The organism is Streptomyces mobaraensis NBRC 13819 = DSM 40847 (assembly GCF_017916255.1).
GTDB classification, from domain to species: Bacteria; Actinomycetota; Actinomycetes; order Streptomycetales; family Streptomycetaceae; genus Streptomyces; species Streptomyces mobaraensis.
This window is the reverse complement of the sequence record NZ_CP072827.1, coordinates 7,157,753-7,184,627: the sequence shown is the minus strand read 5'-3', so window position 1 is coordinate 7,184,627 and position 26,875 is coordinate 7,157,753. Positions and strand designations below refer to the sequence as shown.

Sequence of the window (26,875 nt, the reverse complement as noted above, 5' to 3'; positions counted from 1 at the left end):
CCTCCGCACCACTCCCCGGCGGCCCCGCCTACTCCCCGAACATCCCGCCTACTCCTCGATGGCCCCGCCCACCGTCCGCAAGTGCTCGCGGAAGGTCAGGCCCGGGTTCTCCCGGCGCCGGGCGAGATACGTGTCGAAGCTGACCTGTTCGCGCAACGAGACGCCGGAGCGCATCCGTTCGGACTGCTCGCGTTCGGTGTCGCGGATCGCGGCGGCGAGGGTGAGGAGTTCGTCGGCGCGGGCGGCGGGGACGAAGAGGACGCCGTCGTCGTCGCCCAGGACGAGGTCCGTCCGGTCCACCGTCCACTCCCCCACGACGGCGGAGCGCAGCGCCTCCGGGGGCCGGGGGTCGAGGCGGCGGGGGCCCGGCGGGGTGGCGCCGAGGCTGAACACGGGCAGGCCGATGGCCCGCAGGTCCGCCGTGTCGCGGTGCAGGCCCCAGATCACCGCGCCGCTCAGTCCGGCCTGCCGCGCCTCCAGGACGGCGAGGTCGCCGACGCACGCCTCGTCGAGCCGCCCGTCGTTGTCGACGACGAGCACGTCGCCGGGGGCCGCCGCCGCGTACGCCTCCAGGAAGACGTCCACGCTGCCGACGTGGCGCGCCGGGCAGGCCCGGCCGGCGAGGCGGCTGCCGGGGGCGAGGGGGCGGACGTCCGGCGGCGCGGCCCGCACCGGGAGCGCGGCGCGCACGCAGGCGTCGGCGACGTGTGCGGTGGTCAGCGCGGAGAAGCGCCGGGTGAGCTCTTCGTGGTCCATGGGTGATCCTCCCGTGCCGAAGGGCCCACGCTGCCATGCCCGTCGGGCTCGCCGGGAGGTGTCTCCCGGTACTGGGATACGGTCCCGGGGATGAGAGACGATCAGGAGGCGCGGCTGCGGCTGGCGCACCGGCTGGCGGCGTTGCGGGCGGAGCGCGACTGGCCGCTGGACGAGCTCGCGCGCCGGACGGGCGTCAGCCGTTCGACGCTGTCCCGGCTGGAGCGTGCCGAGATCAGCCCGACCGCCGTCCAACTGGCGCGGGTGTGCGCGGCGTTCGGGCGGACGGCGGCCCAGGTGCTCGCCGAGTTGGAGGACGGCCCGCCGCGGCCGGTGCGGGCCGCGCGGCAGGCGGTGCGGCGCGACGACGAGGCGGGCGCCGTACGGCGGTCGGTCTCGCCGCCGGGTCCCGGGCTGCGCGGCGAGATCGCCGAGTACGTCCTGCGGCCGGGGACGGAGGTGGCGTGCGAGGCGCCGCGGGTGCCCGGGGCGGAGCGGCACCTGTGGGTTCTGGAGGGGGTGGTGGAGGTGGCGGCGGCCGGGGGCGCGCACGTCCTGCGGGCGGGCGACTGCCTGCGCTTCCGGCTGTGGGGCCGGTCGCGTTTCCGCTGCCCGGGTCCGGAGCCGGCGCGGTACGCCCTGTTCACCGTCCTGCCGTGAGCGGCCGGCCGGCGCGGGCGGCGAGCACGATGTCCGATCTCCGCCGGTCAACGCCGCCCGCGCGGGCCAGGCTTGCGTCCGTGACCACGATCAACCCCACGCATACGCGCATCGAACCGAACATCCTGTACTTCGGCACCCCGGTGGTGCTGCTCTCCACCGAGAACGAGGACGGCACGCCGAACCTCGCCCCCATGTCGTCGGTGTTCTGGCTCGGCTGGCGGGCCGTGCTCGGGCTCTCCGCGCGGGCGCAGACCAGCCTGAACCTGACGCGTACCCGGGAGTGCGTCCTCAACCTGCCGTCCGACGCCCTCGCCGCCCACGTCGACCGGCTCGCGCTGACCACCGGGCGGAACCCGGTGCCGCCGCGCAAGGAGGAGCGCGGTTACCGGTACGTCCCGGACAAGTTCGGCCGGGCCGGGCTCACCCCCGTACCGTCCGAGACGGTGGCTCCGCCGCGGGTGGCCGAGTGCCCGGTCGCCATGGAGGCGGTCCTGGAGGCGGTGCACCCGGTCGGCGAGGACGACGAGCGGCAGCGCGGCTCGATCGTGGCGTTCGAGGTGCGGGTGCGGCGGGTGTTCGTCCACGACGGGATCCGGCTGCCGGGTACGGACGACCATGTGGACCCCGACGCCTGGCGCCCGCTGGTGATGAGCTTCCAGCAGCTGTACGGGCTGGGGCCGCGGGCGCACGGGTCGCGGCTGGCGAGCATCCCCGAGCGGTGGTACCGGAGCCCGGACGTCGACCGGGCGCGGGAGACGCCGGTCCGCTGAGGCTCCGGCACCGGTTCAGTCCGCCTCCGGCCAGTCCCAGCCGAGCTGGAGGAACATGCCCAGCCGGTCGCTGACCGCCCGGATCTCGGAGATCCGGCCGTCCGCCACCGTGAACCACCAGATCTGCTCCACCGCGAAGGCGCGTCCGGTCGGGCGGGGCATGCGGGGGTGCTCGCCGGTGTGCCGGCCGCCGACGGTGAGCCGGGCGACGACCGTGTCCCCTTCGGCGAGGAGCCCGTCGGTCCGCACGGTGAACTCACCGAACGCGTCGAGCTGCCGCCGGATCCCCTCGAAGGCCGCGCCCGGCTCGTCCGGCTCCCCCGCGATGATCTTGTTGTGGTCGACGACGTCCCGAGCCAGGTACCGGGGCAGGTCACCGAGCCGCCGCTCCTCCACGGCCCGGAGGAAGTCCGCGACGAGCCGCTTGCCGGGGTGCCGGGCCGTGTTCGTGTCCACTCTTCTCTCCCCATTTCTTCTTACACTGTAAGTTTTGTCCCGCCGCCAGGATGGACTTACGATGTAAGAAAGTCAAGGGAAGCAGGAGGGCGCATGCCGGCCGCAGCCAAAAGGACACGAGGGGAACGGGCGGGGCTCACCCGCGAGCGGATCCTGGACGCCGCGGTGGACCTCGTGGACCGGGAGGGACCGAAGGCCCTGACGATGCGCCGGCTGGGCGCGGCGCTCGGCGTGGAGGCCATGACCCTGTACCACCACGTCCCCAACAAGGACGCACTACTGGACGGCCTCGTGGAACGGGTGTTCGCCGGCGCCGCCCCCGTCGAGAGCTCCGACGGTGACTGGCGGTCCTGGCTGCGGGCGTACGCGGACGCCCTGCGCGCGACGCTGCTGGAGCACCCGGGCGTGCTGCCGCTCGCCGCGGCGCGGCCGGCCGCGACCCCGGCCGCCCTGGACGCCGTCGAGCGCGGGCTCCGCGTCCTCACCTCCGCCGGCTTCCCGCTGGGCCGCGCCCTCCACGCGCTCAACTCGCTGACGCTGCTGGTCGTCAGCCACGCCGCCGCCGAGTGCGCCCCCGCCGACCCCGACGGCCCGAGCTCGACCGCGGCCCTCGCCGCCCTCGACCCCGGCCGGTATCCGCTGACCGGCGAGGCCGCCCGGACGGGCGCGGGGACCGACGACGCCGAGCGGTTCGCCTACGCGGTGGAGGCGCTGGTCACGGGGTTCGGCGCCGGGGCCGGGGCTGACCGTCCGGTGGGGTGTCAGGCGGCCGCGGTGTCCGGCCGGTAGGGGCTGTGCATGGCGAGGAAGCGGACCTCCAGGTCGGATTCCAGGTAGTCCATGCGGCGCTCCTGGAAGTCCCGGATGTGCGGCAGGGCCAGATGGGCGTCGAGGTCGGCACGGGAGCGCCACGCCTCGTAGAAGACGAAGACGCCCGGCTCGTCGCGGTCCTCGTGGAAGTGGTACTCCAGGCAGCCCGGCTCGCGCCGGGTGGGCTCGACGAAGGACAGCAGCAACTCCTTGAGGTCGGCGGCCCGTTCGGGCTTGGGGCGGGCGATGCCGACGAGCGTGAACGGCTGGGTCATGGGTCTGTCTCCTCGGGTGGCGCGACCGTAGGTACGACCGATCTCGTACCTACGGCACGGCACGCTAGCCAACACCTTAGGTACGATGCAAGCCGTACCTACAGACCCCGGTCAGGGAGGAGACCCACGGTGCCCGACGACGAAGGCCACCCGGCCGTCGAGGAGATCGAACTCGGCGCGGTGCTCGCCGCGCTGGCCGACCCGCTGCGCCGCCGGGTGGTGCGCGAGCTGGCCCGGGCGCCCGAGGGGACGACGCGGACGTGCAGTTCCTTCGCGCTGCCGGTGTCCAAGGCGACCGTCACCCACCACTTCCGCGCACTGCGCGAGGCCGGTCTGGTCCGGCAGGTGGACCGGGGCAACAGCAGGATGGCCCGGCTGCGCCGAGCCGACATCGAACAGCGGTTCCCGGGCCTGCTGGCCATCGTGGCGGCCGAGGACGCGGAGTAGGCGGGGGTCCGCCTGCGCCGCCGGGGCGTCGGCCTCCAGGAGCGGCCCCGGCGGGAGCCGCATGCGGGCGGGGTCAGCGCCAGACCTGTCGTTCCCGGCCGCGAGGGTCGTCGACCTGGGTCCACTCGGCGTCCATGCGCAGGGTGGACCTGCGCTCGGTGTCGTACGGGTCCCAGCCGGGGTCGCCGGTCCTGGCGAACCGGACCCAGGCCCCGTGCACGCCGGCGGCGAGCCCCGCGGGGGGCTCGTCGGGGCCGAGCAGGGCGTTGGCACCCCGCAGCCGGGCGGACCGCGCGAGATCGAAGACGAAGGGCAGTTCGACCGCGTGGGCGGCACCGAGCTGTCCGTCGAGGGCCTGGGAGCGCCAGGCGAACTCGTAGGCGTACGTGGCGGACCGGGCCTGCGCGGCGTGCGCCTCGGCCAGGGCCCGGCTGCCGGCGCCGAACAGCGCGTCACCCATGATGGCGGAGCGCAGCTCGCCGTAGGACGCCCCGGGGCGTGTCCTCCGGTAGGTCTCGACGAGTCGGGCCGCGTGCGGGTGCGAGCGCGCCGCCACGTCGTCGACGTCCTCGGCGGTCGAGGTGGCGTACGTGCCCACGGGCACCAGGTAGAGGTTCCCCTCCTCGGCGTTGGTCCCGATGAGCAGGTCGACGTCGGCGCCCAGGCCGGCGGCGACGGATTCGGCGGGCTGGGTGTCGAGGACCAGGCTGAAGGGGCTGAGTCCGATCAGCGGGTCGTGGTGGGTCTCGGTGCGCAGGTCGATGCCCGTGAGGCGGGAGGCGGCCTCGACCAGGCGTTCGTCGGGGATGTCCGCGAAGGCGTCGGCATGGGGCTCGACGCCCAGGGACGCGGCCGCAGCCCTGGCGACCCGGGCGGCCTGCTCGGTCGTGAACGCCCCCAGGCCGCTGCCGCTCTGGACGATCGCCCGGCGGAAGAGGCCGGCGGCTTCGGGGGTGGCGAGGACGCCGCCGACGAGGGTCGCCCCGGCCGACTGGCCGAAGAGGGTGACATTGCGCGGGTCACCGCCGAAGGCGGCGATGTTCTCCTTCACCCAGCGCAGTGCGGCGACGACGTCGAGCAGGCCGCGGTTGGCGGGCGCGCCGGGGAGGTCGAGGAATCCGGCGATGCCGAGCCGGTAGTTGAGGGTGAGGAGGACGACGCCGTCGCGGGCGAAGGCGGAGCCGTCGTAGAGCGCGGCCCGCGTCGATCCGGCGACGAACGCGCCGCCGTGGACGAAGACCATGACGGGCTGGTCACCGTTCGCGGCGGCGGGTGCCCAGACGTTGACGGTGAGGTAGTCCGCGCCGCGGCTCCAACCGTCGCCGAAGTAAGGGGACATGTCGATGTCGCCGAGCCCGCGCTCGGACTGCGGCGCGTTGGGTCCCGGCACGGTGGCGTCCCGTACGCCGTCCCACGGCTCGTGCGGCCGCGGCGGCGCGAACCGGCCGGCGCCGCGGGGCGCGGCGGCGTAGGGGATGTTCAGGAAGGCGGTGGCGTCGCCCCGGCGCAGGCCGCGGACGGCTCCCTGCGCGGTGGTCACGACGGGGTCGGGGTGGTGGTTCACGGTGCTGCCTTTCCACTTCACGGTGCTGCCCGTCCACTTCACGGTGCTGCCTTTCCGCGGGGTCTCAGGACCGCTCGGCGTACGGGGCGAAGGGGGCCCAGCCCTTGATGGCGAACGCGCCTCCCTCGCGCGCCACTTCGACGGCGCCGTGCCCGCCCAGGTGCGCGGGGATCACGAGGGCGTTGTTGTCGGCCGCCCAGCCCAGCACCTTGCGGCGGGTGGCGCGGGCGCCCTCCGGGTCCTCGCAGAAGCAGCTGTTGGCGTCCGGTGCGAGGATCTGCACCGGACTGTGCAGCATGTCGCCGACGAACACGGCGCGGTCCGTGCCGGAGGTGAGCGTCAGGACGGAGGAGCCGGGCGTGTGTCCGGGAGCCGCGTCCAGGCGCAGGGCGGCGTCGATCCGGTGGCTGTTCTCCCACAGCAGCGTCCGGCCGGCCCGGTGCACCGGAGCCACGCTGTCCTCGAAGACGTTCTGGTTGCCTCGGCCGAGCAGCGGCTTGTGGCCGTTCTCCGGGTTCCAGAAGTCGAAGTCGTCCTTCGGCATCAGATAGGTGGCGTTGGGGAATGTCGGCACCCATCGCCGGCCGTCCAGGTAGGTGTTCCAGCCGACGTGATCGATGTGGAGATGGGTGTTGATCACGACGTCCACGTCCTCGGGCGCGACTCCGGCCCGGGCGAGATTGGCCAGGAAGTCCCTCTTGAGGTGGCTCCAGACCGGCGCGTACGGGCGCTCCTTGTGGTTGCCCACGCCGGTGTCGACGAGGATGGTCTTGCCCTCGCTGCGCAGCAGCCAGGTCTGGATGGCGGAATTCACGGCGTTGGTGCCGCTGTCCAGGAAATGGGGGGTCAGCCAGGAGCCGCCTTCTTCCCACAGGTCTTTCGGGCTGTCCGGGAAGAAGGTGTCGGGCGTCATCCCGACGGACCCGAAGTATTCCCATACCCGGGTGACGCTGACATTGCCGAGCGTGATGTGGTCCATGAGGCGTCCTTGGAATGCGGAGCGTTTCCCGAACCGTACGAGCGGCCCGGGCGGCCGGGTATCCGTCACGTGACTGCACCCGTGCGCACGGCCCGGGCTGGGGGCGCGGCCGCTTGTAGCCTGGGTGGACCAGGCGAGGCGGCTCCCGTTCGTGAGCCACGATCCGTGGAGAGCCGTGAACGAGCACACAGGTGGCCCTGACGCGGCCACGGGACCGGAGCCGGATCCGGGCGAGCCGTTCGTCGGCCGGGACGCGGAGCTGGAACGCCTCTTCCGCGCGGTGGAGTCGGCGTCGGCCGACCCGGTGGTGCTGCTCGTCGGTGACGTGGGCATGGGGAAGAGCACCCTGCTGGGCCGTGCGGTGCGCCGGGCCGGGGCGAGCGGTGCCCGCGTGCTGCGCGCCGAAGGCAGCGAGTCGCAGTCGAACCTGCCGTTCTCCGCCTTGCACCGGTTGCTGCGACCGCTGTCGGCGGAGGTGGACGAGCTGCCGGAGAGGCAGCGCACCGCGCTCCAGGGCGCCTTGGGCACGGGACCGGCCACGCCCCCGCACACGGGCGCGCCCGATCCGCTGCTGATCGGGGTCGCCGTGCTGAGCCTGCTCTCGGCCCTGGGCGACCGGCAGCCCGTCCTCTTGGCGCTCGATGACGCGCAGTGGTTCGACCGCGTTTCCCTGGACGCGTTGTCCTTCGCCGCCAGGCGGCTGGAAGGCGAACCGGTCACGATGCTGATCGCGGTCCGTGACGGCGACCGCCTCGCGGGATTCGACCGGCACACGCCCACGCTCGTCCTCGAACCGCTCGACGACGCCGCGGCGAACCGGCTGCTCGATCGGCAGCCGAAGAGCCCCACCGGCCACATCAGGACGCGCGTCCTCGACCAAGCGGGCGGCAACCCCCTGGCACTGGTGGAACTCGCGAGGGCGGCCACCGTCCGGGACGCGGCCAGGGGACTGCCGTCCGCGGGCCCGCTCCCCCTCACCGATCACCTGGAGCGGCTCTTCGCCGCTCGCCTCGACGGCCTCCCCGCCACGACGACGCGGGCCCTCCTGCTCCTGGCCGCCATGGACGGCGTCGACTCCCCCATCGCCGCCTCGGCCGGGCCGCCGAACGCCGAGGACGACGCCTGGCCGCCCGCCGAGCAGGCCGGCCTGGTCCGGCGAACCGGCCGGGACCTGCGGTTCCGCCACCCGCTGGTCCGGTCCGCCGTGTATCACGCCGCGCCCGCGGGCGCCCGCCGCGAGGCCCATCGCACGCTCGCCGAGCTGCTGCGGGACGAACCGGACCGGCGGGCCTGGCATCTGGCCGCCGCCTGCCCGGGCCCGGACGCCGCCGTGTCGGCGGAGCTGGAGCGGACCGCCGACCGGGCCCGCCGCCGCGGTGGCCACGCGGCGGCGGCCAAGGCACTCCAGCGCGCGGCGGAGCTGGCGCCGCGGCGCGAGGCCAGTGCCCGGCTGCTGGTCGACGCCGCTTCGGCGGCCGTGTTCACCGGTGACCTCGCCTGGGTCGAGGAACTGGCCGCCGCGGCCCGCGCGCGCACGGACGACCCGTCGCTGCTGGCCTCCATCGCCGTGCAGGCCGGCCGGCTGGCGGTCCTGACCCTGCGCCATACCACGGTCTTCTCCCGACTGACCGACGCCGCCGAGGAGTCGGCGGTCTCCCGGCCCGCCGCCGCGCTGGACCTCCTGGCCGGTGCCGCCGTGGTCCGCTTCTACTCCGGAGACGACACCCAGCGCCGCCGCGTCCAGGACATTCTGGAGCGCCTTCCCGAGGACGCCTCGTCCACGGGCCTGCGCACCTGGGTGCGGGCCGTGACGGACCCCTTCGGCGACAGGGGGGAACTCGTCTCCCTGCTCCCCCGGCTGGCCGCCGAGGCGGAAGCCCGGCCGGAACGGCTCACCACCGTCGGGATCATGGCGTGGCTGCTGGACGAGACCCCGTGGGCCGTCCGCGCCTTCGACAGGGCCTTCGACCGCTGGGAGGCGCGGGGAGGGCTGCCGGAGGGGCTGGGCGGCGCGGTCGCCTGGGCCTACGTGGAACGAGGACGGTGGGACCAGGCCAGGGACGCCTGCGCCCGCGCCACCGCCGTCGGCCGGGCGGCCGGCCTCGACCATGCCGCGGCCTGCGCGGCCACCGTGGACGCCGTCCTGCTGGCCCACCAGGGGGACGCGACGGCGGCCCGCGCCGGGGCCGAGGAGGCGCTCGCCCTGATCGATCCGCTGGAAAGCCGCTCGGTCACGGTCTACGCCCGTCGTGCGCTCGGCGCCGCGGCGGCCACCGAAGGCGCGTACGAGACCGCCTACGGACAACTCCGCGCGGTCTTCACGGCGGATGGCGCGCCCGTGCACTACCACGCCTCCTTCCCGGCCCTCGCGGACCTGGCGGCCGCCGCCGTGCGCTGCGGCCGGCGCGAGGACGCGGCCGGGGTCGTCGAACGGTGCGCGCGCACCCTCGCGGACAACGCCTCACCCCGCCTGCGCGCACTGCTCGGCCGAGCCCGTGGCCTGCTGGCGGACCCGGAGCACGCCGAGCCGCACTTCCGGGCGGCCCTGGCCGACCCGGTGCTCGAGCACTGGCCCTTCGAACGCGCTCAGACCCTGCTCGACCTCGCCGAGTGGCTGCGCCGCCGCCGGCGCGTCGCGGAGGCGCGGGCGCCGCTCACCGAGGCCCTGGAGACCTTCCGCCGCCTGGGCGCCCGCCCGTGGATCGAGCGCGCGCGGGCCGAATCGCGCGCTGCCGGCCTCGACGTCGTGGACGCGGTCCCGGACGCGCTCGCCGAACTCTCCCCGCAACAGCGGCGGATCGTCAGGCTCGCCGCCCGGGGGCTGACCAACCGCGAGATCGGCGAGAAGCTCTTCCTCTCCCCGCGCACGGTCGGCTCGCACCTGTACCGCAGCTTCCCCAAGCTGGGCGTCACCGCCCGCTCCCAGTTGCGTGACCTCGTCGACGGCGCCCTCGTGCCGGCCGGCCACCAGGGCTGAGGGACGACCGGCCGCGGAGGCGGTCACCTGACGCGTACCGCCCGCCGTCCCGCGGCACCGGGCGTCCCACGCGCCTCGTTCGCCACCGGGGTCCAGCACTCGACGGCCCCCTCCGGCGGCCGCTGCTGTCAAGCGCGGGACCGGCCGTTCGGCCCGGCGGGGCGGCAGGGCGGTGACCGCGGGGAAACGGACCATCCGGCTCCCCGGAAGCGACCCGCCGGTCACTCTCCCCCGGGGACGGCGGCGGACTCCGGCCGCCGGCGTCCCGCCGGCCGGGCGCCACATGCCTCGCGGATCACCTCGTCCAGGACGCCGCGGGAGCGCCGCAGGTCCCGTATCGCGCGGTCCAGCCGGTCGCGTTCGTCCAGCAGCCCGGCGACGAGCTCCTCCGAGGCCCGCTCCCGGCCGCCCTGACCGGGCAGGCAGGGCAGCACCTGGGCGATCTTGCTGCTGCACAGGCCCGCGGCGAACAGCTCCAGGATGCACACCACGCGGTCGACGGCCGCTTCCCCGAACTCGCGGTGCCCGCCCGCCGTGCGTTCCGAGGTCAGCAGCCCCTGTTGCTCGTAGTAGCGCAGCGCCCGCTCACTGACACCGGTCCTGCGGGACAGCTCCCCGATGCGCACGCCTTCCCCCCGGGCTCGAACCTCGTCGCGGCGCCGCGGACTTGAATCTGACGCCGGTGTCAGATCCTACGGTTCCCGCATGACATCCAAAACGGCCTCCCCGCTGCTCACCCCGTACACCTCCGCCGCCCTGCGGCTCCGGAACCGCGTCGTGATGGCGCCCATGACCCGGCTGCGGACCTGCGAGGACGGGGTCCCGCTGCCCGTCGGTGCCGGCCGTCCGCGTCGGGCTCAGTCGGCGGCGGGCTCCAGGCGCCACCACTGGGCGGGGGTGTCCCGGTCCTCCCACTGCTGGACGCGCGCCCCTTCCCCGGTCGCCGCGTCGGCGACCTCCAGCAGGAGGCCGCTGATGTGGGCGACGAGGATGACGGTGCCCGGGTCCTCGACCAGCTCTTCGAGCAGCCACTCCTGGGCGCCGTAGCCGTTGGCCTTCCACTGCTGGACGGTGGCGCCGTTCTCGACCGACGCGTTGGCCACGTCCAGGCGCTTGCCGCTGCCGGCGTTCACGATGTGGTGCAGGCCGCTGCCCTCGTGCACGGGCGACACGCGCCAGAGTTCGGCGGGCGTGCCGTCGGCCGCGCCCTGCACGACGGGGGCCCCGCCGCCCGCCCTCCCGCCGGCGACGCGCAGCAGCAGGCCGCTGTGGACGTTGCGGATGCGGTACGTGCCTTCCATGCCTGCCCCCGTGTGCGCCGTGAAGATGCCGGTGAACCCGCCGGTGAAGGCCATGATCGTAACGCGTGGCGCGGGCCGTCCCCGCCGCGCCGGATGGTGGATGATCTGGGTATGTCTGTTTCTCTTGAGGTTTGTCGCGAGCGCACCGACGACACCGTTCCCGCCGGTCACTGGGAGGACGAGCGCACCACCGCGGTCGTCCTGGCGCGCGAGGACGGCGCGGTCATCGGTTCGGTCGTCGTCCTCGACCTGGGGGCCGACGATCCGGCCCTCCGCTTCGCCGCCGTGCCCGAGGGCGCCTTCGAGGCGCTCGTCCCCATGCTGCGCGAGGCGGCGGCGCTGGTCGGCGCGGCGGGCGGTACGGCGCTGCGCTGGGTCGCCGAGTCCGACGAGATGCCCCCGTCCGTCCCGGAGGAGCTCGGCGCCACCGAGGACGGCGAGGTCTACCGCTGGTGGCGGCTGGAGCTGTCCGCCGCCGCCCGCACCGTCGAGGGCGGCGGGGCCGGGCCGGTGGAGGAGCGGCCGGCGGGCGAGGACGCGGTCTTCCGGCTGGGCCTGGCGGACGCGCTGTTCGACGTGGAGATCGAGGAGGACACCGCCGTCCTGGTGCACGACCGCGAGGAGGAGCACACCCCCGACGAGCTGACGGCCCTGGTCGGGGCGGTGGTGCGGCGGGTGCGCGAGGCGCATCCGGCCGTCCGCGCGGCGGAGGCGTACGCGGCGCCCGACGACGACACCCTCGGCGCGGCCCTGACCGCCGTCGGCTTCGTCCCGACCGACCGGCGGGCCGTCGAGTACCTGCTGCCGCTGGGCGGCTGACGCCGGGCGTTCACCGGAAGGAGACGCCGGAGGGCGCGCGGAACGGGCCGGTGCCGGCCGTTCCGCGCGCCCTCCGGTGTCGGCGTCGTCCCGTCAGCAGGTGGCCGGCGGGGTCTCGAAGGTGCCCTGGCCGTCGACCTTGATCAGGCCCACGTACTTGCGGTCACAGGGGTAGCTCATGTTCCAGGTGCTGTTGGCGCGCTCGCCCTTGCTGATGGTCTTCAGCTCACCCCAGGTGGTGCCGTTGGAGCGGAAGCCGAGGTGGGCCTTGATGGGGGAGCCGGCCTTCTTGGTGTAGATGATTTCGATGCGGGAGGGGCTGGTGTTCAGTTGCTCATGCTGGTGCACTTGACGCGGTCGCTCCCGGAGGCGTGGGCGGGAGTGGCGAGCAGCGTGGTGCCGGCGGCTATGCAGGCGGCCATGGTGAGGGCGGCGCGACGGCGCATGGCGGGGTTCCCCCTTGGTGGTGTGCAAGATCAACGGCGGGGAGCGTAGCAGGAGCGGAATCCGGGTTGCCAGATCTTGCGACTGCCGCTCCGGGGGCGGACTTTGCCGGCTCCGCAAGGGGGCACGGGGCCGGTTCCCCGCGAGAAACGGAGAAAGGGCACGACAGGGGCCAACGCCCCACTTCACCCTGATATGGTGGAGCTGTCCGGTGTACGTCGCGTCAATTCCCTTGCTGGACCACGGCAGTTCACGGCAGCCCACCACACGCGACAGCGGGAGAAGCATGATCCTCATCGTGCCGCCCGGCGCCGACCCCACCCTGCGGCTCACCGAAGTGCCCGACGGCGCCACGGTCGTCGACGTCGGCCGCCGCTTCGTCGCCGAGCTGACCCGCCAGGCCGCGCGCGGCGCGCTGCGCACCCGGTCCCGGGCGCCCGGAGACCGGCTGATGGCGACGGCCGGCACCCGTGCCCTGGGCGACGCCTCCCGGCCCAGGCTGCACCGGCTGCGCGGACTCGGCGCGGTACTGGGCGCGCTCCACGAGCCGGGGCACGGCGTACGGCTGCGCCTGGACGACCTCGAACCGGCCGACGGAAGCCTGGAGTCCGCCGCCGACGTGCTGCGCGCCGCGGCGGCCCCGGCCCCGTACGACGGCGCCCTGGCGGGGGCGTGCGCGGATGTGCCGCGCGGGGCCGTCGTACGGCTGATCGTCGAACGCGAGCAGCAGGTGCCCGCCGCCGTCGCCCTCGCCCGGGCGCTGCTCCCCCGCGCCCGGCGGCTGGAGCTCACGGGCCGCTGGGCGACCGCCCACGCACCGGCGCTCGGCCACCTGCCGCCGTTCGCCGACGCCCGGCTGACGCCCGCGCCCCGGGGGCTGGCCTGGGAGCTCGCGGACCCGTTCGGCCCGGCCCCGGACGACGGCCTGCGCTGGCGCGAACGCGCGGCCGACCCGCTGCCGTCCGGCCCCTGGGCGGGCCGGGTGGGGCTGCGGGAACTGGTGGGCGGCGTGGTGCCGGAGACTGCCGGGGCGGCGGTGGAAACGTCCCCCCGTCCCGACCGGCACCCCCGGCTCGCCGTCATCGGCGTCTGCGCCGCCGCCGACCGGGCGGTGGGCCGCGGCGGCACCGTGCTGTCCTGGGACCGGCTGGCCTCCGCCGTCGGCGCCGCCCGCGACCGGGGCACGACGGTCGTCGCCGAACTCTGGCTGGGGGCGCCCGGGATCCCGCCCGAGGCCGCGGAGGAGGCGCTGGCCCGGCTGGAGGGCGCCGTGGACCGGGTGATCGGGCTCCGCCACTTCGACTGGCCGGCCGACTGGGCCGAGCCGTCCTGGGCCTCCGCGCCGGTGACGCTGGGCGACGCCGGTCCCGACCTGGCCCGGCGGCGTCCCGTGCTCGATCCGGCCCCGCCGTCCGCCGAGCGGCTGACCGCCCTCGCCGCGGCGCTCGCCCGCCCGCTGGCCCGGGCCGGCCGGCTCGCCCCCGGCCGGGTCGCCGGTGCCTATCTGCCGCCCCCGGGGCCGCATCCGGACTCCGTCCGCGGCCTGGACCCGGACGTCGTCGTCGGCCGGCGCAGCGCCCGCGCCGACCGCGCCCTCGCCGTCAACCTGCGGACGGGCGCCTGTTCCTACGTCTCCCTGCGGGTCGCCGACGCCATCGACCGCTACCGCGACGGCTACACCCTGCGCGAGGCGCTCCGCCCGCTGTCCCCGCGCGCGGTGCGTGCCCTGCGGGACGGCGGGGTGCTGGGTCAAGCCCCGTGACGCCCCGTGCGCTCGGCCGCCACGCGGCGGCCCCCGGAACGCCCGACGGGGCGGCCCGGAGGTCTCCCTCCCGGCCGCCCCGTCGGCGCGGTCCCCGGCGCGTGACCGCGCCGGTTCCTCAACGCGTCCCGCGCGTCAGTTCTTCAGCGCGCTGCGCTTCTGCCACTGGTCCCAGGTCTCCTGCCAGACCTCCAGGCCGTTGCCCACGTCGGTCTTGACGGTGCTGGAGGTGCCCTTGACCTCCACGGTGGAGCCGATGGGCAGGAAGTCGTAGACCCGCTTGGCGTCCTCGGTGGTCATGCCGAAGCAGCCGTGGCTGTTGTTGACCACGCCGATCTGGTTGTTCCAGGGCGCCGAGTGCAGAAAGGTGCCGGAGGCGGTCATGTGGGTGACCCACTTGGCGTCCAGCATCCACTGGTTGCCGTAGCCGATGGTGGACGAGTCCATGGTCTCGTCCGCGTTCTTGCTGCGGACCGTGTGGATGCCGCCGCGGGTCGGGGCCTCCGGGGAGCCCGCGGAGCCCTTGACGCTGCCGACCGGCTTGCCGTCCTCGTACATGGTCAGCGTGTGGCCGGGGACGTCGATGACGGCCTTGTGGTCGGCGCCTATGGTGAAGCCGTAGTCGTAGTCGCGGGCGAACCAGCCGCCCTCGCCGCTGTCGACGCCGGCGAGCGAGCCCTTGACGGAGACCTTGGTGCCGCTGGGCCAGTAGGTCTTGGGCCGCCAGTCGAGCCGGTCCTGACCGGAGTAGTCGGTCACCCAGCCCCAGGCGCCCTCCACCTGCGGGGTGGAGGTCACCTTGAAGTTCTTCTCGATCTCGGCCCGCTTGTCCTTGTCCACCTTGTGGTCGAAGAGGATCGAGACCGGCATGCCCGTGCCGACGGTCTGCCCGTTCTGCGGGGTGTTGGTCAGCTTGTTGACCTTCGGCGCCTGCTGGGTGCTGAAAGTCGCGGTCGAGTCGGACTTCTTGCCCTTGGCCGACTCCGCCACGGTCTTCACCGTGTAGGTGGTCTGCGGCTTGACCTTGCCGGCCGACTGCCAGGTGGCGCCGTCACCGGACAGCTTCCCCTCGACCTTCTCCCCCTTGTCGTCCTTCACCTCCACCGAGGTCAGCTTGCCGCCGTCGGCCTTGACCGAGATCGGCGAGCCGAGCTTGACCTCCTTGGCGCCGGACGCCGGGCTCACGGTCACCTTGGCCGCGGGGCCCGCGTCGTCCGAGGAGCCGCCGCCCGACCCCCCGGAACAGGCGGACAGCACCAGTGAGCCCATGAGGGCGGATATCAGCAGGACGGGGCGACGGCCCTTCCCGACGTGCACGTGAAAACCTCCAAGACAGCGAGACCGCGGCGGGCCCGGCTCCGCTGCCGGTCCGAAAGCCAAAGAAAGTACGACAACCCCCCGCCTCACCTGTACAGATGACCTGGGCGCCGCCACGGTTCCTGAGAAAAACGATATTTGTGCGGGAATCGTGCGGACGATCCCGGTCCGCATGGCCGCGGACGGCCGTCCGCCGTGCGCCGCCCCGGGACCCGCCCCCGGAAACGACGGAGCGGCGGCACCGGCTCCGGAAGCCCGGAGGGGTGCCACCGCCCGGAACGGCCCTACTGCCGCGGCAGTTTCGTGGCCGTGTCCAGGTAGAACGCGTCGATGCTGCGCACCGCGCGGGTGAAGTCGTCGAGGTTGACGGGCTTGGTGACGTACGCGTTCGCGTACCGCCGGTAGGCGTCGGTCACGTCGTCCGGGGCGGAGGACGTGGTCAGCACGACGACCGGGATGGTGCGCAGCTCCTCGTCCCCCTTGAGGACGGCCAGCAGTTCCCGGCCGTTCATCCGCGGCATGTTCAGGTCGAGCACGATCAGGTCCGGCAGGGGCCGCTCGGGGTCGCGCAGGTGGTCCAGCGCGGCGATGCCGTCCTGGACCTGGGTGAGGTTGCGGGCGGCTCCGTGTTCCAGGAGCGCCTCCTTGATGAGCATCGCGTCCGCCGGATCGTCCTCCACCAGAAGGACGTCGTAGGGGCGCGCGGGGGCGGCCATCATCATCGGCTCCGCTCGGTGTGCTTCGGGGGACGGTGGGTGGTGCCGTGCACGATGCCGGGCCAGCGGTTGCGGGCCCCCTGACGACTCATCTCGCAGGCCCGCCCGATCTGGGGATAGCCGGCCCCGGTGCGCGCGGCCTCCTCGGCCGCGCGGTCCGTCAGGCGCTGCACGGCCCGTTGCAGGTGGACCAGCATGTGGAGGTACGCCAGGGCCTCGGCCCGGGCGCCGTCGGGGTCCGCGGGCCCGCCGGCGGCGGGCAGCAGGCGGAACGACCGGTGGGCCAGGCGGTGCGCCAGGCCCGCGAGCGCTCCCTCCACCATCGCGGAGATCTCGCTTTCGGCGAGGCGCGGGGAGAAATGGGTGCCGGGCATGACGCACACCCTAGATCTTGTACCGCCCTCCCGACAACTAGTGTTGTCACGTCACCGATACGGTGTGACGGCGCGGACGCCGGGGAAGCAGCCCCGGGGAACGGAGAGGGAAGGCGGAGAACGTGGCGGTCGAGACTGCTCCTCAACAGGGCGGTTCCCCGGAGTCCCCGGCGGACAGACCCGCGGGGGACGGCGGCTCCGGCGGTGCGCCGGCCCCGGCCGGCCGGCCGGGCTGGACGACGCGCCGGTGGCTGCGCGTCGGTGTGTGCTCGACGCTCGCGGTGCTCGCGGTGCTCGGCGCCGTGGGGGCCTGGGCGTTGGCCCGGACCGCGTCGATCAGCGACCACCTGGTCGGCGTCCGCTCCCCGGCGCTGGTCGAGGCCGTGCGGCTGGAGAACTCGCTGGTGAACCAGGAGACGGGCGTGCGGGGTTACGGCCTCACGGGCCGGCGGGAGTTCCTGGAGCCGTACACCCAGGGCGTGGCGGACGAGAGGGCGGCCGTCGCCCGGCTGCGCCGGCTGGTCGGCGACGAGCCGGCGGCCCGGGCGGACCTGGACCGGGTGCTGGACCGGGCCGAGGCGTGGCAGGCGCGGGTCGCCCGGCCGGTCGTGGCGGCCCAGGGCGCCGAGGCCGGACGGGTCCTCGAAGGGGCGGGCGGCGGCAAGGGCCCCTTCGACGCCGTCCGCACCTCCCTCCAGGAGCAGCAGCGGCACCTGACCGAGGAGCGGGCCGGCACCAGCGACGACCTGGCCGACACCCGCCGGCTCCGCAACGGGGTCTTCACCGCCATCGCCGCGGTGATCCTCCTGGTGGCCGCCCTGATCTTCGAGGGGCTGCGCCGCGGCGTCACCACCCCGCTGGAACGGCTCGGCGCGGACGCCCGGCTGGTCGCCCAGGGCCACTTCACTCGCCCGATCGCGGCCACCGGCCCGGCCGACCTGCGCCGGCTGGCCGGTGACGTGGAGGCGATGCGGCAACGCATGGTGGGCCAGCTGGAGTTCAGCGAGAAGGCCCGCACGCTGCTCGACGAGCAGGCCGCCGAGCTCCGCCGCTCCAACGCCGAGCTGGAGCAGTTCGCGTACGTGGCCTCGCACGACCTCCAGGAGCCGCTGCGGAAGGTGGCGAGCTTCTGCCAGCTGCTGCAACGCCGGTACGGGGACGGCCTGGACGAGCGGGCGCACCAGTACATCGGCTTCGCGGTGGACGGCGCCAACCGCATGCAGGTGCTCATCAACGACCTGCTGGCCTTCTCCCGCGTCGGCCGGGTGCACAACGACCACGACACCGTGGACCTGGAGGCCGTCCTGGAGGCCACGCTGGACACGCTGAGCGTGCCGGTCGAGGAGTCGGGCGCGGAGATCACCCACGACCCGCTGCCCACGGTGGTCGGCGACCGGACGCAACTGGGCATGCTGTGGCAGAACCTGGTCTCGAACGCGGTGAAGTTCCGCGCCCCGGACCGCCGTCCGGCCGTCCACGTGTCGGCCGAGCGGGACGGCGACGTCTGGCGGTTCGCCGTCACCGACAACGGCATCGGCATCGGACCGGAGTACACGGAGAAGGTGTTCGCCCTCTTCCAGCGGCTGCACACCCGGGAGGCGTATCCGGGGACCGGCATCGGCCTGGCGATGTGCCGCAAGATCGTCGAGTTCCACGGGGGCACGATCGCCGTCGATCCGGAGCACGAGGGCGGCGCCCGCGTCGTCTTCACACTGCCGGCCACGGGAGCGGACGACTCCCGGACGACGGTGTCCGCCGGGACCGGGCGGCCGGCCTCGTGACCGCGCAGACCTCCGACGCCCCGGGGCGGCAGACCGGCGGCGCGCTCCCGGGGCCGAAGCCGGCCGCGCCGCCGCACTACCGCGTGCTGCTCGTCGAGGACGACGCGGGCGACGCCCTCCTGGTGGAGGAGCTGCTGGCCGACACCGGGCTGGACCACACCCTGATCTGGCGCAAGACGCTGGCCGAGGCCCGCGCGGAACTGCTCGCGGACGGCTCGGGCGGCGCCGATTGCGTCCTGCTGGACCTGCACCTGCCGGACGCCTCCGGCACGGCCGCGGTCACCGCGGTCCAGCAGGCGGACCCGCATGTGGCGGTCATCGTGCTGACCGGTCTCGCGGAGTCGCAGGCCGGGGTGCGCGCGGTCACCGCGGGCGCCCAGGACTACCTCGTCAAGGGGCAGGTGGAGCCGGAGCTGCTGCAGCGCGCCGTGCACTACGCGGTGCACCGCAAGCAGGCCGAGCGGGCCAAGGCGGAGCTCCAGGCCACCCAGTTGCGCGCGCAGGAGAACACCCGGCTGGAACGCGGCCTGCTGCCCACGCCGCTGCTGGAGTCCCCCGCCGTGACCGCCACCACCCGGTACCTGCCGGGCCGGGAGAGCGCCCTGCTGGCCGGGGACTTCCTCGACGTCGTCCAGACCGACGACCACGTCGTGCACGCCCTGATAGGCGACGTGAGCGGGCACGGCCCCGACGAGGCCGCGCTGGGCGTCGCCCTGCGCATCACCTGGCGGGCGCTGACCCTGGCCGGGCACCGCGGCGAGCAGCTGCTCGACCTGCTGGAGCGGATGCTGGTGGCCGAGCGCACCCGGCACGAGATGTTCGCCACCTGCTCGCTGCTCACCCTGGACCTGCGGGAGTCCACCGCCGTCCTGCACCTGGCCGGGCACCACGAGCCGCTGCTGACGGCGGAGGGGACGACCCGGCCGGTGGCGGCGGAGCACGGGGTGGCCCTGGGCATCGCGCCGGGCCTGTGCCACTGGCCGGCCACCCGGCTCGCGGTGCCGCGGTCCGGGGCGCTGACGCTGTACACCGACGGGCTGATCGAGGGCCACGACGGCCCCGGGTCGCACCGGCTGGGCGCGGAGGGCCTCGTCGACCTGGTGAACCGGGTGCCGTCGCAGGAACCACCGGACCGTCAACTCGACCGGCTCATCCGGACCGTCCGCGAGCTGAACGCCGAGCGGCACGCGGACGATCTGGCGATCCTCCGGCTGGACTGGCGCGCGGCGGACTGAGGGCGGGGGGCCGGCGGGGTTTTCCGGGAGCCCGTCAGTCCGCCGGGCTTCTCGGGAGTCCACCAGTCCGCCGGGGTTCCCGGAAGGCCACTAGTCCCCGGGAGTCCCGGAAGGCCACCAGTCCCCGGGATTCCCGGGAGGCCACCAGCACGCCGGGGCTCGCAGGAGGCCGTCACCCCCCGGGCTCACCGGTAGGCCGTCAGTCCCCGGGACTCCCGGGAGCCCGTCAGCCCGCCGGGACCACGGCGACCGGGCAGTCCGCCCGGTGCAGGGCGGTGTGGCTGACCCGGCCGAGCTGGAGGCCGCCCCCGTGGTGGCGGCGGACGGCCCCGACCACCAGCAGGTCGGCCTCGTCCGAGGCGGCGACGAGGACCCGGTGCGCGGGGCCTTCGACGGTGACCGCGCGCACGGTCACCCCCGGGTACTCGGCCTCGGCGGCGCGCAGCGCCTCGTGCAGCTCGCGGCCGGCCCGCTCCTCGTGGTCCAGGGTCTCGTCGCTGGGCAGCGGGTAGTGGAGCACGGACTGCCGGGCGGGAAGCCGCCACGAGCGGACCGCGTACACCTCGCAGCCGCGGGCCGCGGCCTCCCGGAACGCGAAGCGGACGGCGGCGGGCGCCTCCTCGCTGTCGCCGACGCCGACCAGCACCCGGCCGCGGGCGCCGCGCAGGCCGTCCTCCGAGCCCCGAACGGTGATCACCGGGCAGTGGGCGCGGGCCGCCACCGACAGGCTGACCGAGCCGAGCAGCACCCCGGTGAAGGTGCCCCGGCCGGAGGGGCCGGTGATCACGGCGGCGGCGTGCCGGCTCGCCTCGACGAGGGCGTTCACGGCCTCCTCGGGGACGGTCTCGGCGTGGACGCGCACGGACGGGTCGCGTTCCCGTGCGTGCCGCGCGGCGGCGGGGGCGACGGCCTCCTCGGCCCGGGTCTCCTCGGAGGGACCGTCCGGGGGCGGGAGGCGTCCCTCGTAGCGCTCCCACAGCGAGGCGTAGAGGACGTGCAGCCGCGCGTCGTGCCGGGCCGCCTCGTCCACGGCCCAGTCCAGGGCCCGCAGACTGCCGGCGGACCCGTCGACGCCCACAACCAGCGGAAGCTCCATCACCACCCACCTCCTCACCCCCACGCCCCCACTCCCGCCACCCTCGCACCACCGGGCACGGGCCGCGAACGGCGACTGGTCCGTTCGGCCGACGCGTCGCGGCGGTGGGCGCCGGGGGGCGCGGCACGGGCGGCCGCTCTCCAGCGGCCCGGTCCGGCAGGCGGGCCGGAGCCGGCGGCGGGACGGCCGACGACCGGCGGCTCGCGTGGGCGGTCGACGGCGAAAGCCGGGCGGACCCCGGCCGGGCCGCCCGATCAGCCCGTCCGGCGTTTGAGGACAGCGCCCGCAGGGCGCTGCGGGGTGCGGGGGGGGCTCGGCCCCCATGAAAGCACCGGCCCGCGTGGGGCGCGCCCCACAGAGGGGCCGGCCCCGACGACAGCCGACGGCGGCGCGCTCGCGGTGCGCGGCGTCCGCGCCGAGCATGGAGGCATGACCAAGGACTCACGGAGCACCCTGCGGGCCCGCCACCGGGAGGCGCTGGCCCTGTTCGGCGAGCGGGTGCACGCCGTCCGGCCGCGCCAGTGGAGCGCGCCGACGCCGTGCTCGGAGTGGACCGTGCGCGACCTGGTGAACCACCTCACGGCCGAACAGCTCTGGGTACCGCGGCTGTTGGCCGGCGCGTCGGTCGAGGACGTCGGCGACGAGCTGGACGGCGACGTCCTCGGGGACGATCCGCCGGCGGTCTGGGACGCGGCGGCCGAGGCCGCCGTCGCGGCGTTCGGCGCCCGGGGCGCGCTCCAGCGCACGGTACGGCTGTCGTACGGGGAGACGGCCGTGGAGGACTACTGCGCGGCGATGACGGCGGACGCCGTGGTGCACGCGTGGGACCTCGCGCGGGCCATCGGCGCGCCGGAGCGCCCGCCGGAGCCGCTGGTGGCGGCGGCCGGGCGGGTGTTCGGCTCGTACGGGGACGACATGTCGCCGACCGGCCTGTTCGCCGCCCCGGTCCCGGCGCCGCCGGACGCGGACGACTGGACGCGGTTGCTGGCGCGGCTGGGGCGCGCGGTGTGACGTTCCCGGCGCCGGAGGGGCGGCGCGGTCTGGCCCGGGCGTCCCCCGGCCGGATATAAGGGGCTCATGCCTGAGCGCGGAGGGTGGGGGGCCGGCCTCCGGCGACTGGTCGCGGCGGCGGTCTGCGGCGCGACGGTCGCCGCTTGCGGCGGGGGCGGCGACGCGGCGCCCGCCCCGGAGCCGACGACCCGGGCGGCGGCCGGCGCCGACACCGTCATGATCATCCGCCATGCGGAGAAGCCCGACGAGGACGACGGCGGGAAGCCGCCGTTCGGCGTCACCGAGGACGGCGCGCGGAACGCGCACGCCCTGGTGGTGCGCGGCTGGCAGCGGGCCGGCGCGCTGGTGCCGCTGTTCGCCCCGGAGGGCGGTGCGCCGGTCCGTCCGGGGCTGCGCCGCCCGGACGCCGTCTACGCGGCGGACGCGCACGGCGCCGGCAAGGGGCTACGGCCGGCCGAGACGGTGGCGCCGCTCGCGGCCCGGCTGGGCAAGCCGGTCGACAGCTCGTACGGGCAGGGGCAGGAGGCCGCGCTCGCCCGGGAGCTCGCCGCGCGGCACGGCGCGACCCTGGTGTCGTGGGAGCACCGCCGGATCGCGCGGATCGTCGAGGGCCTGGGCCGGGTGCGTCCGGCCCCGCCGCGCGCGTGGCCGGGGGACCGTTACGACCTGGTGTGGGTGTTCACCCGGGAGGGGACGGGGTGGCGGTTCACACAGGTGCCCCAGCTGCTGCTGGCGGGCGACCGGCGGGACCCCGCGTAGCCCCCGCCCCTCCCCGGCGCGGGATCAGCTCTTGGCGCAGAACTCGGCCGGGAACATGTCGTCGTACGGCTTGCCGTCCTCCAGCCAGTCGCCGTTCAGCTGGAAGGTGAGCGCGTGCTTGCCGTCCCGGGTGACGGCGCTGCTGGTGAGCGAGCCCCAGACGATGCCGTCGTGGCCGTACACCTTCACCCCGCAGGACAGGCTGCGGACGATCAGGCCGAGGCCGTACTCGAAGGGCTGCCCGGTCTTGACGGTGGTGAGCATCGCGTCGAGCTGCTTCTTGGGGAAGAGCTTGCCGCGCAGCAGGGCGCTGTAGAAGCGGTTGAGGTCGCCGGTGGTGCTGATGACCTCGCCGGTGGCGCCGGACCACGCCGGGTTGTACTCGGTGGCGTCGTAGACCTCGGGGCCGGGCTTCTCGGCGTAGAGCTTGGAGTAGCCGACGGCGTGCGGGGCGGGCATCTTCGGGTCGGTGCCGGGGAACGTCGTCTCGCGCAGCCCCAGGGGCTTGACGATGCGCCGCTCGGCCTCGCGGGCCCAGGGGTTGCCGGTGGCCTTCTCGATGATCATGCCGGCGATGACGAAGCCGGTGTTGGAGTAGTGCCAGCCGCCGCCCGGCGCCCAGTAGGGCGGGTACTTGAGGCCCATGGCGACGATCTGCTCGGGCGAGCGGTACTCGTAGCGGTGCTCGAGGAAGCCGGGGCCGTTCATGTACGCGCGCCACTCCGGGGTCTCCACCATGTCGTGGACGCCGCTGGTGTGGTTGAGGAGCTGCCGGATGGTGATCTTGTTGCCGTCGTAGCCGTTGCCCTGGAGGAGGCCCGGAAGCCAGCGCTCGACGGAGTCGTCGAGGCGCAGCTTGCCCTCGGCCTCCAGCTGGAGGATGACGGTGGTGACGAAGGTCTTGGTGATGCTGCCGGCGCGGATGTGGTCCTGGGCGGTGCGCTTGCGCTGGGTGGAGGTGTCGGCGTAGCCGGCGGAGCCGAACCACTCCCCGTCGGGGCCCATGGTCCCGGCCGCGACGCCCGGCATCCCGGCGGCCTGGAGGGCGTTGAGGGCCTGCTGCGTCTGCTGGTGCGACCCCTTGGTCTCCGCGACGGGCTGGGCGGTCGCGGGACCCGTCAGGGCCGCGGCGCCGACCGCCAGGGCGGCGGTGAACCCGAGGGCCTTGCCACGTATCCGGAGTGAGAGCTTCGGCATTGCACATCCTCGCCGTCCCGTCGCCCCGGTGGGAGCGACGTCGGAATGATCATGGGCGAGTGAAGTATAGGTAAAGAGATCCTTTGCGAGGCGGCGAATTCGAGCCACTTCGCACGCCTTCGCGTAAGCGGTATGTCTGCTCAACGCACCGCCCGCCACCAAAAGGGCGATATGTCGACTTCGCGACGTACGGTGGAGGGATGGCCGCACCATCCGCACCATCCGCACCCTCTGCGCCTTCCGGACCCTCCGCGCCTTCCGTGCCCGCCATCGCCCTCCAGGGCTCGCTCTTCGACACGGCGGACGAGATCCGCCTCGCGCGCCCGCTCGCCGAGGCCCGCCGGACGGAGCTGGGGTCCGGGGCCTGGATCGACGTGCTCCCCGGCTGGCTGAGCGGCTCCGACCCGCTGTTCGAGGCGCTGCTGACCGGCGTGCCGTGGCGCGCCGAACGGCGGCACATGTACGACGCCGAGGTGGCCGTGCCCCGGCTGCTGGCCTACTTCGGCGAGGCCGACGAGCCGCCGCACCCCGCGCTGGCGGCGGCCCGGGACGCGCTCGACGCGCACTACGCGGCCGAGCCGCGGGAGCGGTTCCGGACCCTCGGCCTGTGCCTCTACCGGGACGGCCGGGACAGCGTCGCCTGGCATGGAGACCGCCACGGCCGCGGCGCGGCGGAGGACACGAGGGTGGCGATCCTGTCCCTGGGCGCGCCGCGCCCGCTGCTGCTCCGGCCGCGCGGCGGCGGCCCGGCCCGCGTCCGGCAGCCCCTCGGCCACGGTGACCTGCTGGTGATGGGCGGCAGCTGCCAGCGCACCTGGGATCACGCGATACCGAAGACCGCCCGGGCGGTCGGGCCCCGGATCAGTGTGCAGTTCCGGCCGAGCGGAGTGGCGTGAGCGGGCCGCCCCGCCTTCCGTCCTACCGCCCCAGGCCCGCGTCGCGGGCGATGAGGGCCGCCTGCACCCGGTTGCCGCACCCCAGCTTGGCCAGAATCCTGCTCACGTACGTCTTGACCGTGGCCTCGCTCATGTGGAGCCGCCGGCCCGCGTCGGCGTTGGAGAGGCCCTCGCCGAGCAGGGCGAGCACCGCGCGCTCGCGTTCGCCGAGGGCCGCGACGCGGGCCCTGGCCTCCTCGCCGCGCTCCTCGGCCGGGGCGGACGCGAACGAGTCGACGACGTGCCGCGTGGCGGCGGGCGACAGGTAGGCGTTGCCAGCGGCGGCGGCGCGGACGGCGCCGATCAGTTCGCCGGGGGCCGAGTCCTTCAGCAGGAACCCGGCCCCGCCGTCGCGCAGCGCCCGCAGCACGTTCTCGCGCTGGCCGAACGTGGTGAGGACGAGGACCCGGACCTCCGGCGCGGTCCGCCCCAGTTCGGCCAGGGCCGTGAGTCCGTCCATGACGGGCATCTGGATGTCGACCAGCGCGACGTCCACCCGGTGCCGGCGGGCCAGTTCGACGGCCTCCCTGCCGTCGGGCGCCTCCGCCACGACCTCGATGTCGTCGGCCGAGGTCAGGATCATCCTGATGCCGGCCCGGATGAGCGGCTCGTCGTCGGCGATGAGGACGCGGATCACGCAGGTCTCCCGCAGATTTGGTCGAAGGGTCACCACACGAGCACTCACTAGTCGTTCCTGACGACGAACTCGCGCTTTTCGATCAGTTTCCCGCCCCGGAAGCAGAAGCGGTACACGCGGTCCTTGTCCATGTCCTTCGGGGAGTCGGTGGACAGCAGCGACAGGCACCGTGCGCCGGCCGGCTCGGCCGGGCCCTTGTGGTTCAGGCCGGAGGTCAGGAAGGACCGTCCGGAGGGCAGCCGGTCACGGACCTCGGATTCGGGGCTGCCGACCCTGATGTCCCGGTAGGTCTCCGGCTCGATCTGCGACTTGTCCAGGGCCTCGAAGAGTGCCACCGCGCCGAAGGCGAGCAGGACCCCCAGGCCCAGCAGGACCAGCACGCCGACGCCGCACCCGGCCAGGCAGCCCTTGCTCCGGCGCAGGCCGGTGAGGTTCCTGAGCTCCTCGCGGGGGTCGGCCCAGGCGGCGCCGGGCAGCCCGTCCCCGGCGAGGTCCCCGTCCGGCGGCCAGGTGTCGTCGGACGCCTCGCTTCCGGCCGCGTCCGGCGCCGGGTGGTACGGGAGCAGCCCGGCGAGGCGGAAACCGCCGTCCTCCAGGGGCCCGGCGTGCACCATGCCGCCGGCGAGCCGGGCGCGTTCGCGGAGCCCGGTGAGGCCCTGTCCGCCGCTGACGGCGGCCGGCCGGCGGGCGGCGCCCCCGGGGACGGGCCCGTTGACGACCTCCACCACCAGCGAGTCGGCCTCGTGGTGCAGTCCGACGGTGAGTTCGGCGCCCGGGGCGTGTTTGAACGCGTTGGTCAGCCCCTCCTGGACGACCCGGTAGGCCGCGTGGTCGGCGGCGGCGCCCAGCGGGCGGGGCTCCCCGGACCGGACCAGCCGGACCGGGGTGCCCGCGGCCTCGGCGGCCTCCACCAGCCCGTCGACGCCGGCCACGCCGCCGGGGCGTTCGTCCTCGGGCGTGCCGTCCTTGAGGACGCCGACGACGGCCCGGAGTTCGTGCATGGCGGCGACGGACGCCTGGCGCAGCACGCCGACGGCCTCGCGCTGCTGGTCGCTCAGCCCGTGGGAGACCTCCAGGGCGCCGGTCTGGACGGCGATGAGGGCGAGCTGGTGGCCGAGGCTGTCGTGCATGTCCTGGGCGATGCGCTGGCGCTCCCGCATCCGTGCCTGACCGGCGACCATCCGGCGCTCGCGCAGCAGTTGGGCGTTGCGTTCCCGCAGGGTGTCGAGGAGGGCGCGGCGCTGGGACGAGTAGCGGCCGGCCAGGCCGGGGACGAGGGTGGTGAACAGGAACAGCAGGATGAGGAAGAGGCCGACGAACGACAGCGGCGGCTGGTCCCACAGCACCAGCGCCTCGAACGCGGCGAGGGCCGCCGCCCAGACGGCGAGCGCGCGGAGGGCGCCCTCGATCCTGCGGCCGGCCGACCAGGCGACCACTCCGAGCAGCGGCAGCAGACCGGCCTCGTTCATGCCGCAGAGGGCGGCCACGCCGATCAGGGACGTGGCGGGCAGGACCCGCCGGGCGAGCGAGAGCCCGGCCGTGACGACCGCGAAGAGGACGGCGAGGAGCGGCCCCTGCCCGGTGCCGTACTCCAGGGCGCCCGCGAGCAGCGCCATGAGGACGGCCAGCAGGGACTCCCCCACCACCCGCCGCCACGTCCACTGCCCCGGTCCGACGAACCTCGCCCACACGTCACGGGCCTTGCCGATCACTCGCATGCGGATGAGCCTAGGCGTGGGCGGCCGGCCCGCGCGTTCGCCGAAAGTCGCCGGTCACGCCCTCGAAAGTCGCCGGTCA

Annotated in this window: 27 protein-coding genes; 12 read left to right on the top strand and 15 right to left on the bottom strand. The window is 74.8% G+C overall.

Features of this window, described 5'->3' with window-relative positions; genetic code table 11:
• Positions 1-48: 48 nt before the first annotated feature.
• Positions 49-756, bottom strand: a complete 708-nt coding sequence (locus J7W19_RS31070) for an RraA family protein (protein WP_004941119.1) — start codon at positions 754-756, stop codon at positions 49-51.
• A 90-nt stretch (positions 757-846) separates the two neighbouring features.
• On the opposite strand from J7W19_RS31070, the gene J7W19_RS31065 reads away from it, so the two are divergent.
• Together J7W19_RS31065 and J7W19_RS31060 are read left to right on the top strand one after the other, a co-directional pair.
• The gene (locus J7W19_RS31065) at positions 847-1,413 is read left to right on the top strand and encodes a helix-turn-helix domain-containing protein (RefSeq protein ID WP_004941117.1); all 567 of its coding nucleotides are present in this window, start codon (positions 847-849) and stop codon (positions 1,411-1,413) included.
• A gap of 80 nt (positions 1,414-1,493) precedes the next feature.
• Entirely contained in the window at positions 1,494-2,186 is a 693-nt protein-coding gene (locus J7W19_RS31060; RefSeq protein WP_004941115.1) for a flavin reductase family protein, read from the top strand.
• Between the two features lie 15 nt (positions 2,187-2,201).
• Here the strand turns inward: J7W19_RS31060 and J7W19_RS31055 are convergent, their stop codons facing one another.
• Positions 2,202-2,642, bottom strand: a complete 441-nt coding sequence (locus J7W19_RS31055; protein ID WP_004941113.1) for an ester cyclase — start codon at positions 2,640-2,642, stop codon at positions 2,202-2,204.
• Between the two features lie 93 nt (positions 2,643-2,735).
• Here J7W19_RS31055 and J7W19_RS31050 point away from each other — a divergent pair, with 93 nt between their 5' ends.
• Positions 2,736-3,431 carry a TetR/AcrR family transcriptional regulator C-terminal domain-containing protein gene (locus J7W19_RS31050; protein ID WP_004941110.1) on the top strand — a complete coding sequence of 232 codons (696 nt, stop codon included), beginning with the start codon at positions 2,736-2,738 and terminating at the stop codon, positions 3,429-3,431.
• On the opposite strand, the gene J7W19_RS31045 is transcribed toward J7W19_RS31050, so the two are convergent.
• Positions 3,404-3,727 (bottom strand): putative quinol monooxygenase, encoded by a 324-nt coding sequence (locus J7W19_RS31045; RefSeq protein WP_004941108.1) that lies wholly within the window; start codon positions 3,725-3,727, stop codon positions 3,404-3,406. The genes J7W19_RS31050 and J7W19_RS31045 overlap by 28 nt on opposite strands.
• Before the next feature lie 129 nt (positions 3,728-3,856).
• Here J7W19_RS31045 and J7W19_RS31040 point away from each other — a divergent pair, with 129 nt between their 5' ends.
• Positions 3,857-4,174: an ArsR/SmtB family transcription factor gene (locus J7W19_RS31040; protein ID WP_004941107.1), complete on the top strand. Its 318-nt coding sequence runs from the start codon at positions 3,857-3,859 to the stop codon at positions 4,172-4,174.
• A 73-nt stretch (positions 4,175-4,247) separates the two neighbouring features.
• Here the strand turns inward: J7W19_RS31040 and J7W19_RS31035 are convergent, their stop codons facing one another.
• Both J7W19_RS31035 and J7W19_RS31030 read right to left on the bottom strand, forming a co-directional pair.
• On the bottom strand, positions 4,248-5,738 hold the full coding sequence (locus tag J7W19_RS31035) for a carboxylesterase/lipase family protein (protein WP_040888497.1): 1,491 nt from the start codon (positions 5,736-5,738) through the stop codon (positions 4,248-4,250).
• Positions 5,739-5,802: 64 nt separating this feature from the next.
• Entirely contained in the window at positions 5,803-6,717 is a 915-nt protein-coding gene (locus tag J7W19_RS31030) for an MBL fold metallo-hydrolase (RefSeq protein ID WP_004941103.1), read from the bottom strand.
• 175 nt (positions 6,718-6,892) lie between these two features.
• Between J7W19_RS31030 and J7W19_RS31025 the strand changes: the two genes are divergently transcribed.
• Positions 6,893-9,694 carry a helix-turn-helix transcriptional regulator gene (locus J7W19_RS31025; RefSeq protein WP_004941101.1) on the top strand — a complete coding sequence of 934 codons (2,802 nt, stop codon included), beginning with the start codon at positions 6,893-6,895 and terminating at the stop codon, positions 9,692-9,694.
• A gap of 221 nt (positions 9,695-9,915) precedes the next feature.
• Here J7W19_RS31025 and J7W19_RS31020 read toward each other — a convergent pair whose 3' ends face one another.
• Both J7W19_RS31020 and J7W19_RS31015 read right to left on the bottom strand, forming a co-directional pair.
• On the bottom strand, positions 9,916-10,320 hold the full coding sequence (locus J7W19_RS31020; RefSeq protein ID WP_004941099.1) for a MerR family transcriptional regulator: 405 nt from the start codon (positions 10,318-10,320) through the stop codon (positions 9,916-9,918).
• Between the two features lie 231 nt (positions 10,321-10,551).
• Positions 10,552-11,049, bottom strand: a complete 498-nt coding sequence (locus J7W19_RS31015; RefSeq protein ID WP_004941098.1) for an RICIN domain-containing protein — start codon at positions 11,047-11,049, stop codon at positions 10,552-10,554.
• Between the two features lie 57 nt (positions 11,050-11,106).
• On the opposite strand from J7W19_RS31015, the gene J7W19_RS31010 reads away from it, so the two are divergent.
• Positions 11,107-11,814 carry a hypothetical protein gene (locus tag J7W19_RS31010; RefSeq protein ID WP_004941096.1) on the top strand — a complete coding sequence of 236 codons (708 nt, stop codon included), beginning with the start codon at positions 11,107-11,109 and terminating at the stop codon, positions 11,812-11,814.
• 93 nt (positions 11,815-11,907) lie between these two features.
• On the opposite strand, the gene J7W19_RS31005 is transcribed toward J7W19_RS31010, so the two are convergent.
• Complete coding sequence (locus J7W19_RS31005) at positions 11,908-12,162, bottom strand: hypothetical protein (protein WP_004941093.1); 255 nt, start codon at positions 12,160-12,162, stop codon at positions 11,908-11,910.
• Positions 12,163-12,544: 382 nt separating this feature from the next.
• Between J7W19_RS31005 and J7W19_RS31000 the strand changes: the two genes are divergently transcribed.
• Positions 12,545-14,020, top strand: coding sequence for a hypothetical protein (locus tag J7W19_RS31000; RefSeq protein WP_004941088.1), 1,476 nt, complete (start codon positions 12,545-12,547; stop codon positions 14,018-14,020).
• Positions 14,021-14,155: 135 nt separating this feature from the next.
• On the opposite strand, the gene J7W19_RS30995 is transcribed toward J7W19_RS31000, so the two are convergent.
• The 3 genes from J7W19_RS30995 to J7W19_RS30985 form a co-directional block, all read right to left on the bottom strand.
• A complete protein-coding gene (locus J7W19_RS30995) occupies positions 14,156-15,337 on the bottom strand; it encodes a L,D-transpeptidase (RefSeq protein WP_004941085.1) in 1,182 nt (393 codons plus the stop codon).
• 284 nt (positions 15,338-15,621) lie between these two features.
• Entirely contained in the window at positions 15,622-16,056 is a 435-nt protein-coding gene (locus J7W19_RS30990; RefSeq protein WP_004941082.1) for a response regulator, read from the bottom strand.
• Positions 16,056-16,427 (bottom strand): hypothetical protein, encoded by a 372-nt coding sequence (locus J7W19_RS30985; RefSeq protein ID WP_004941080.1) that lies wholly within the window; start codon positions 16,425-16,427, stop codon positions 16,056-16,058. The genes J7W19_RS30990 and J7W19_RS30985 overlap by 1 nt, the downstream gene beginning before the upstream one ends.
• Before the next feature lie 122 nt (positions 16,428-16,549).
• Here J7W19_RS30985 and J7W19_RS30980 point away from each other — a divergent pair, with 122 nt between their 5' ends.
• Together J7W19_RS30980 and J7W19_RS30975 are read left to right on the top strand one after the other, a co-directional pair.
• Complete coding sequence (locus J7W19_RS30980) at positions 16,550-18,208, top strand: sensor histidine kinase (protein WP_004941076.1); 1,659 nt, start codon at positions 16,550-16,552, stop codon at positions 18,206-18,208.
• Positions 18,205-19,443 (top strand): PP2C family protein-serine/threonine phosphatase, encoded by a 1,239-nt coding sequence (locus tag J7W19_RS30975; protein WP_004941073.1) that lies wholly within the window; start codon positions 18,205-18,207, stop codon positions 19,441-19,443. The genes J7W19_RS30980 and J7W19_RS30975 overlap by 4 nt, the downstream gene beginning before the upstream one ends.
• A gap of 226 nt (positions 19,444-19,669) precedes the next feature.
• On the opposite strand, the gene J7W19_RS30970 is transcribed toward J7W19_RS30975, so the two are convergent.
• The gene (locus tag J7W19_RS30970) at positions 19,670-20,539 is read right to left on the bottom strand and encodes a universal stress protein (protein ID WP_004941070.1); all 870 of its coding nucleotides are present in this window, start codon (positions 20,537-20,539) and stop codon (positions 19,670-19,672) included.
• Positions 20,540-20,968: 429 nt separating this feature from the next.
• On the opposite strand from J7W19_RS30970, the gene J7W19_RS30965 reads away from it, so the two are divergent.
• Positions 20,969-21,550: a TIGR03086 family metal-binding protein gene (locus J7W19_RS30965; RefSeq protein WP_004941068.1), complete on the top strand. Its 582-nt coding sequence runs from the start codon at positions 20,969-20,971 to the stop codon at positions 21,548-21,550.
• Between the two features lie 66 nt (positions 21,551-21,616).
• Positions 21,617-22,309 carry a hypothetical protein gene (locus tag J7W19_RS30960; RefSeq protein WP_004941064.1) on the top strand — a complete coding sequence of 231 codons (693 nt, stop codon included), beginning with the start codon at positions 21,617-21,619 and terminating at the stop codon, positions 22,307-22,309.
• Positions 22,310-22,333: 24 nt separating this feature from the next.
• On the opposite strand, the gene J7W19_RS30955 is transcribed toward J7W19_RS30960, so the two are convergent.
• Positions 22,334-23,506: a serine hydrolase domain-containing protein gene (locus tag J7W19_RS30955; protein ID WP_004941060.1), complete on the bottom strand. Its 1,173-nt coding sequence runs from the start codon at positions 23,504-23,506 to the stop codon at positions 22,334-22,336.
• Between the two features lie 260 nt (positions 23,507-23,766).
• Here J7W19_RS30955 and J7W19_RS30950 point away from each other — a divergent pair, with 260 nt between their 5' ends.
• Positions 23,767-24,402 carry an alpha-ketoglutarate-dependent dioxygenase AlkB gene (locus tag J7W19_RS30950; RefSeq protein ID WP_004941058.1) on the top strand — a complete coding sequence of 212 codons (636 nt, stop codon included), beginning with the start codon at positions 23,767-23,769 and terminating at the stop codon, positions 24,400-24,402.
• Positions 24,403-24,424: 22 nt separating this feature from the next.
• Here the strand turns inward: J7W19_RS30950 and J7W19_RS30945 are convergent, their stop codons facing one another.
• Together J7W19_RS30945 and J7W19_RS30940 are read right to left on the bottom strand one after the other, a co-directional pair.
• The gene (locus tag J7W19_RS30945; RefSeq protein ID WP_004941055.1) at positions 24,425-25,078 is read right to left on the bottom strand and encodes a response regulator; all 654 of its coding nucleotides are present in this window, start codon (positions 25,076-25,078) and stop codon (positions 24,425-24,427) included.
• A 47-nt stretch (positions 25,079-25,125) separates the two neighbouring features.
• A complete protein-coding gene (locus J7W19_RS30940; RefSeq protein ID WP_040888456.1) occupies positions 25,126-26,796 on the bottom strand; it encodes a sensor histidine kinase in 1,671 nt (556 codons plus the stop codon).
• Between the last annotated feature and the right edge of the window lie 79 nt (positions 26,797-26,875).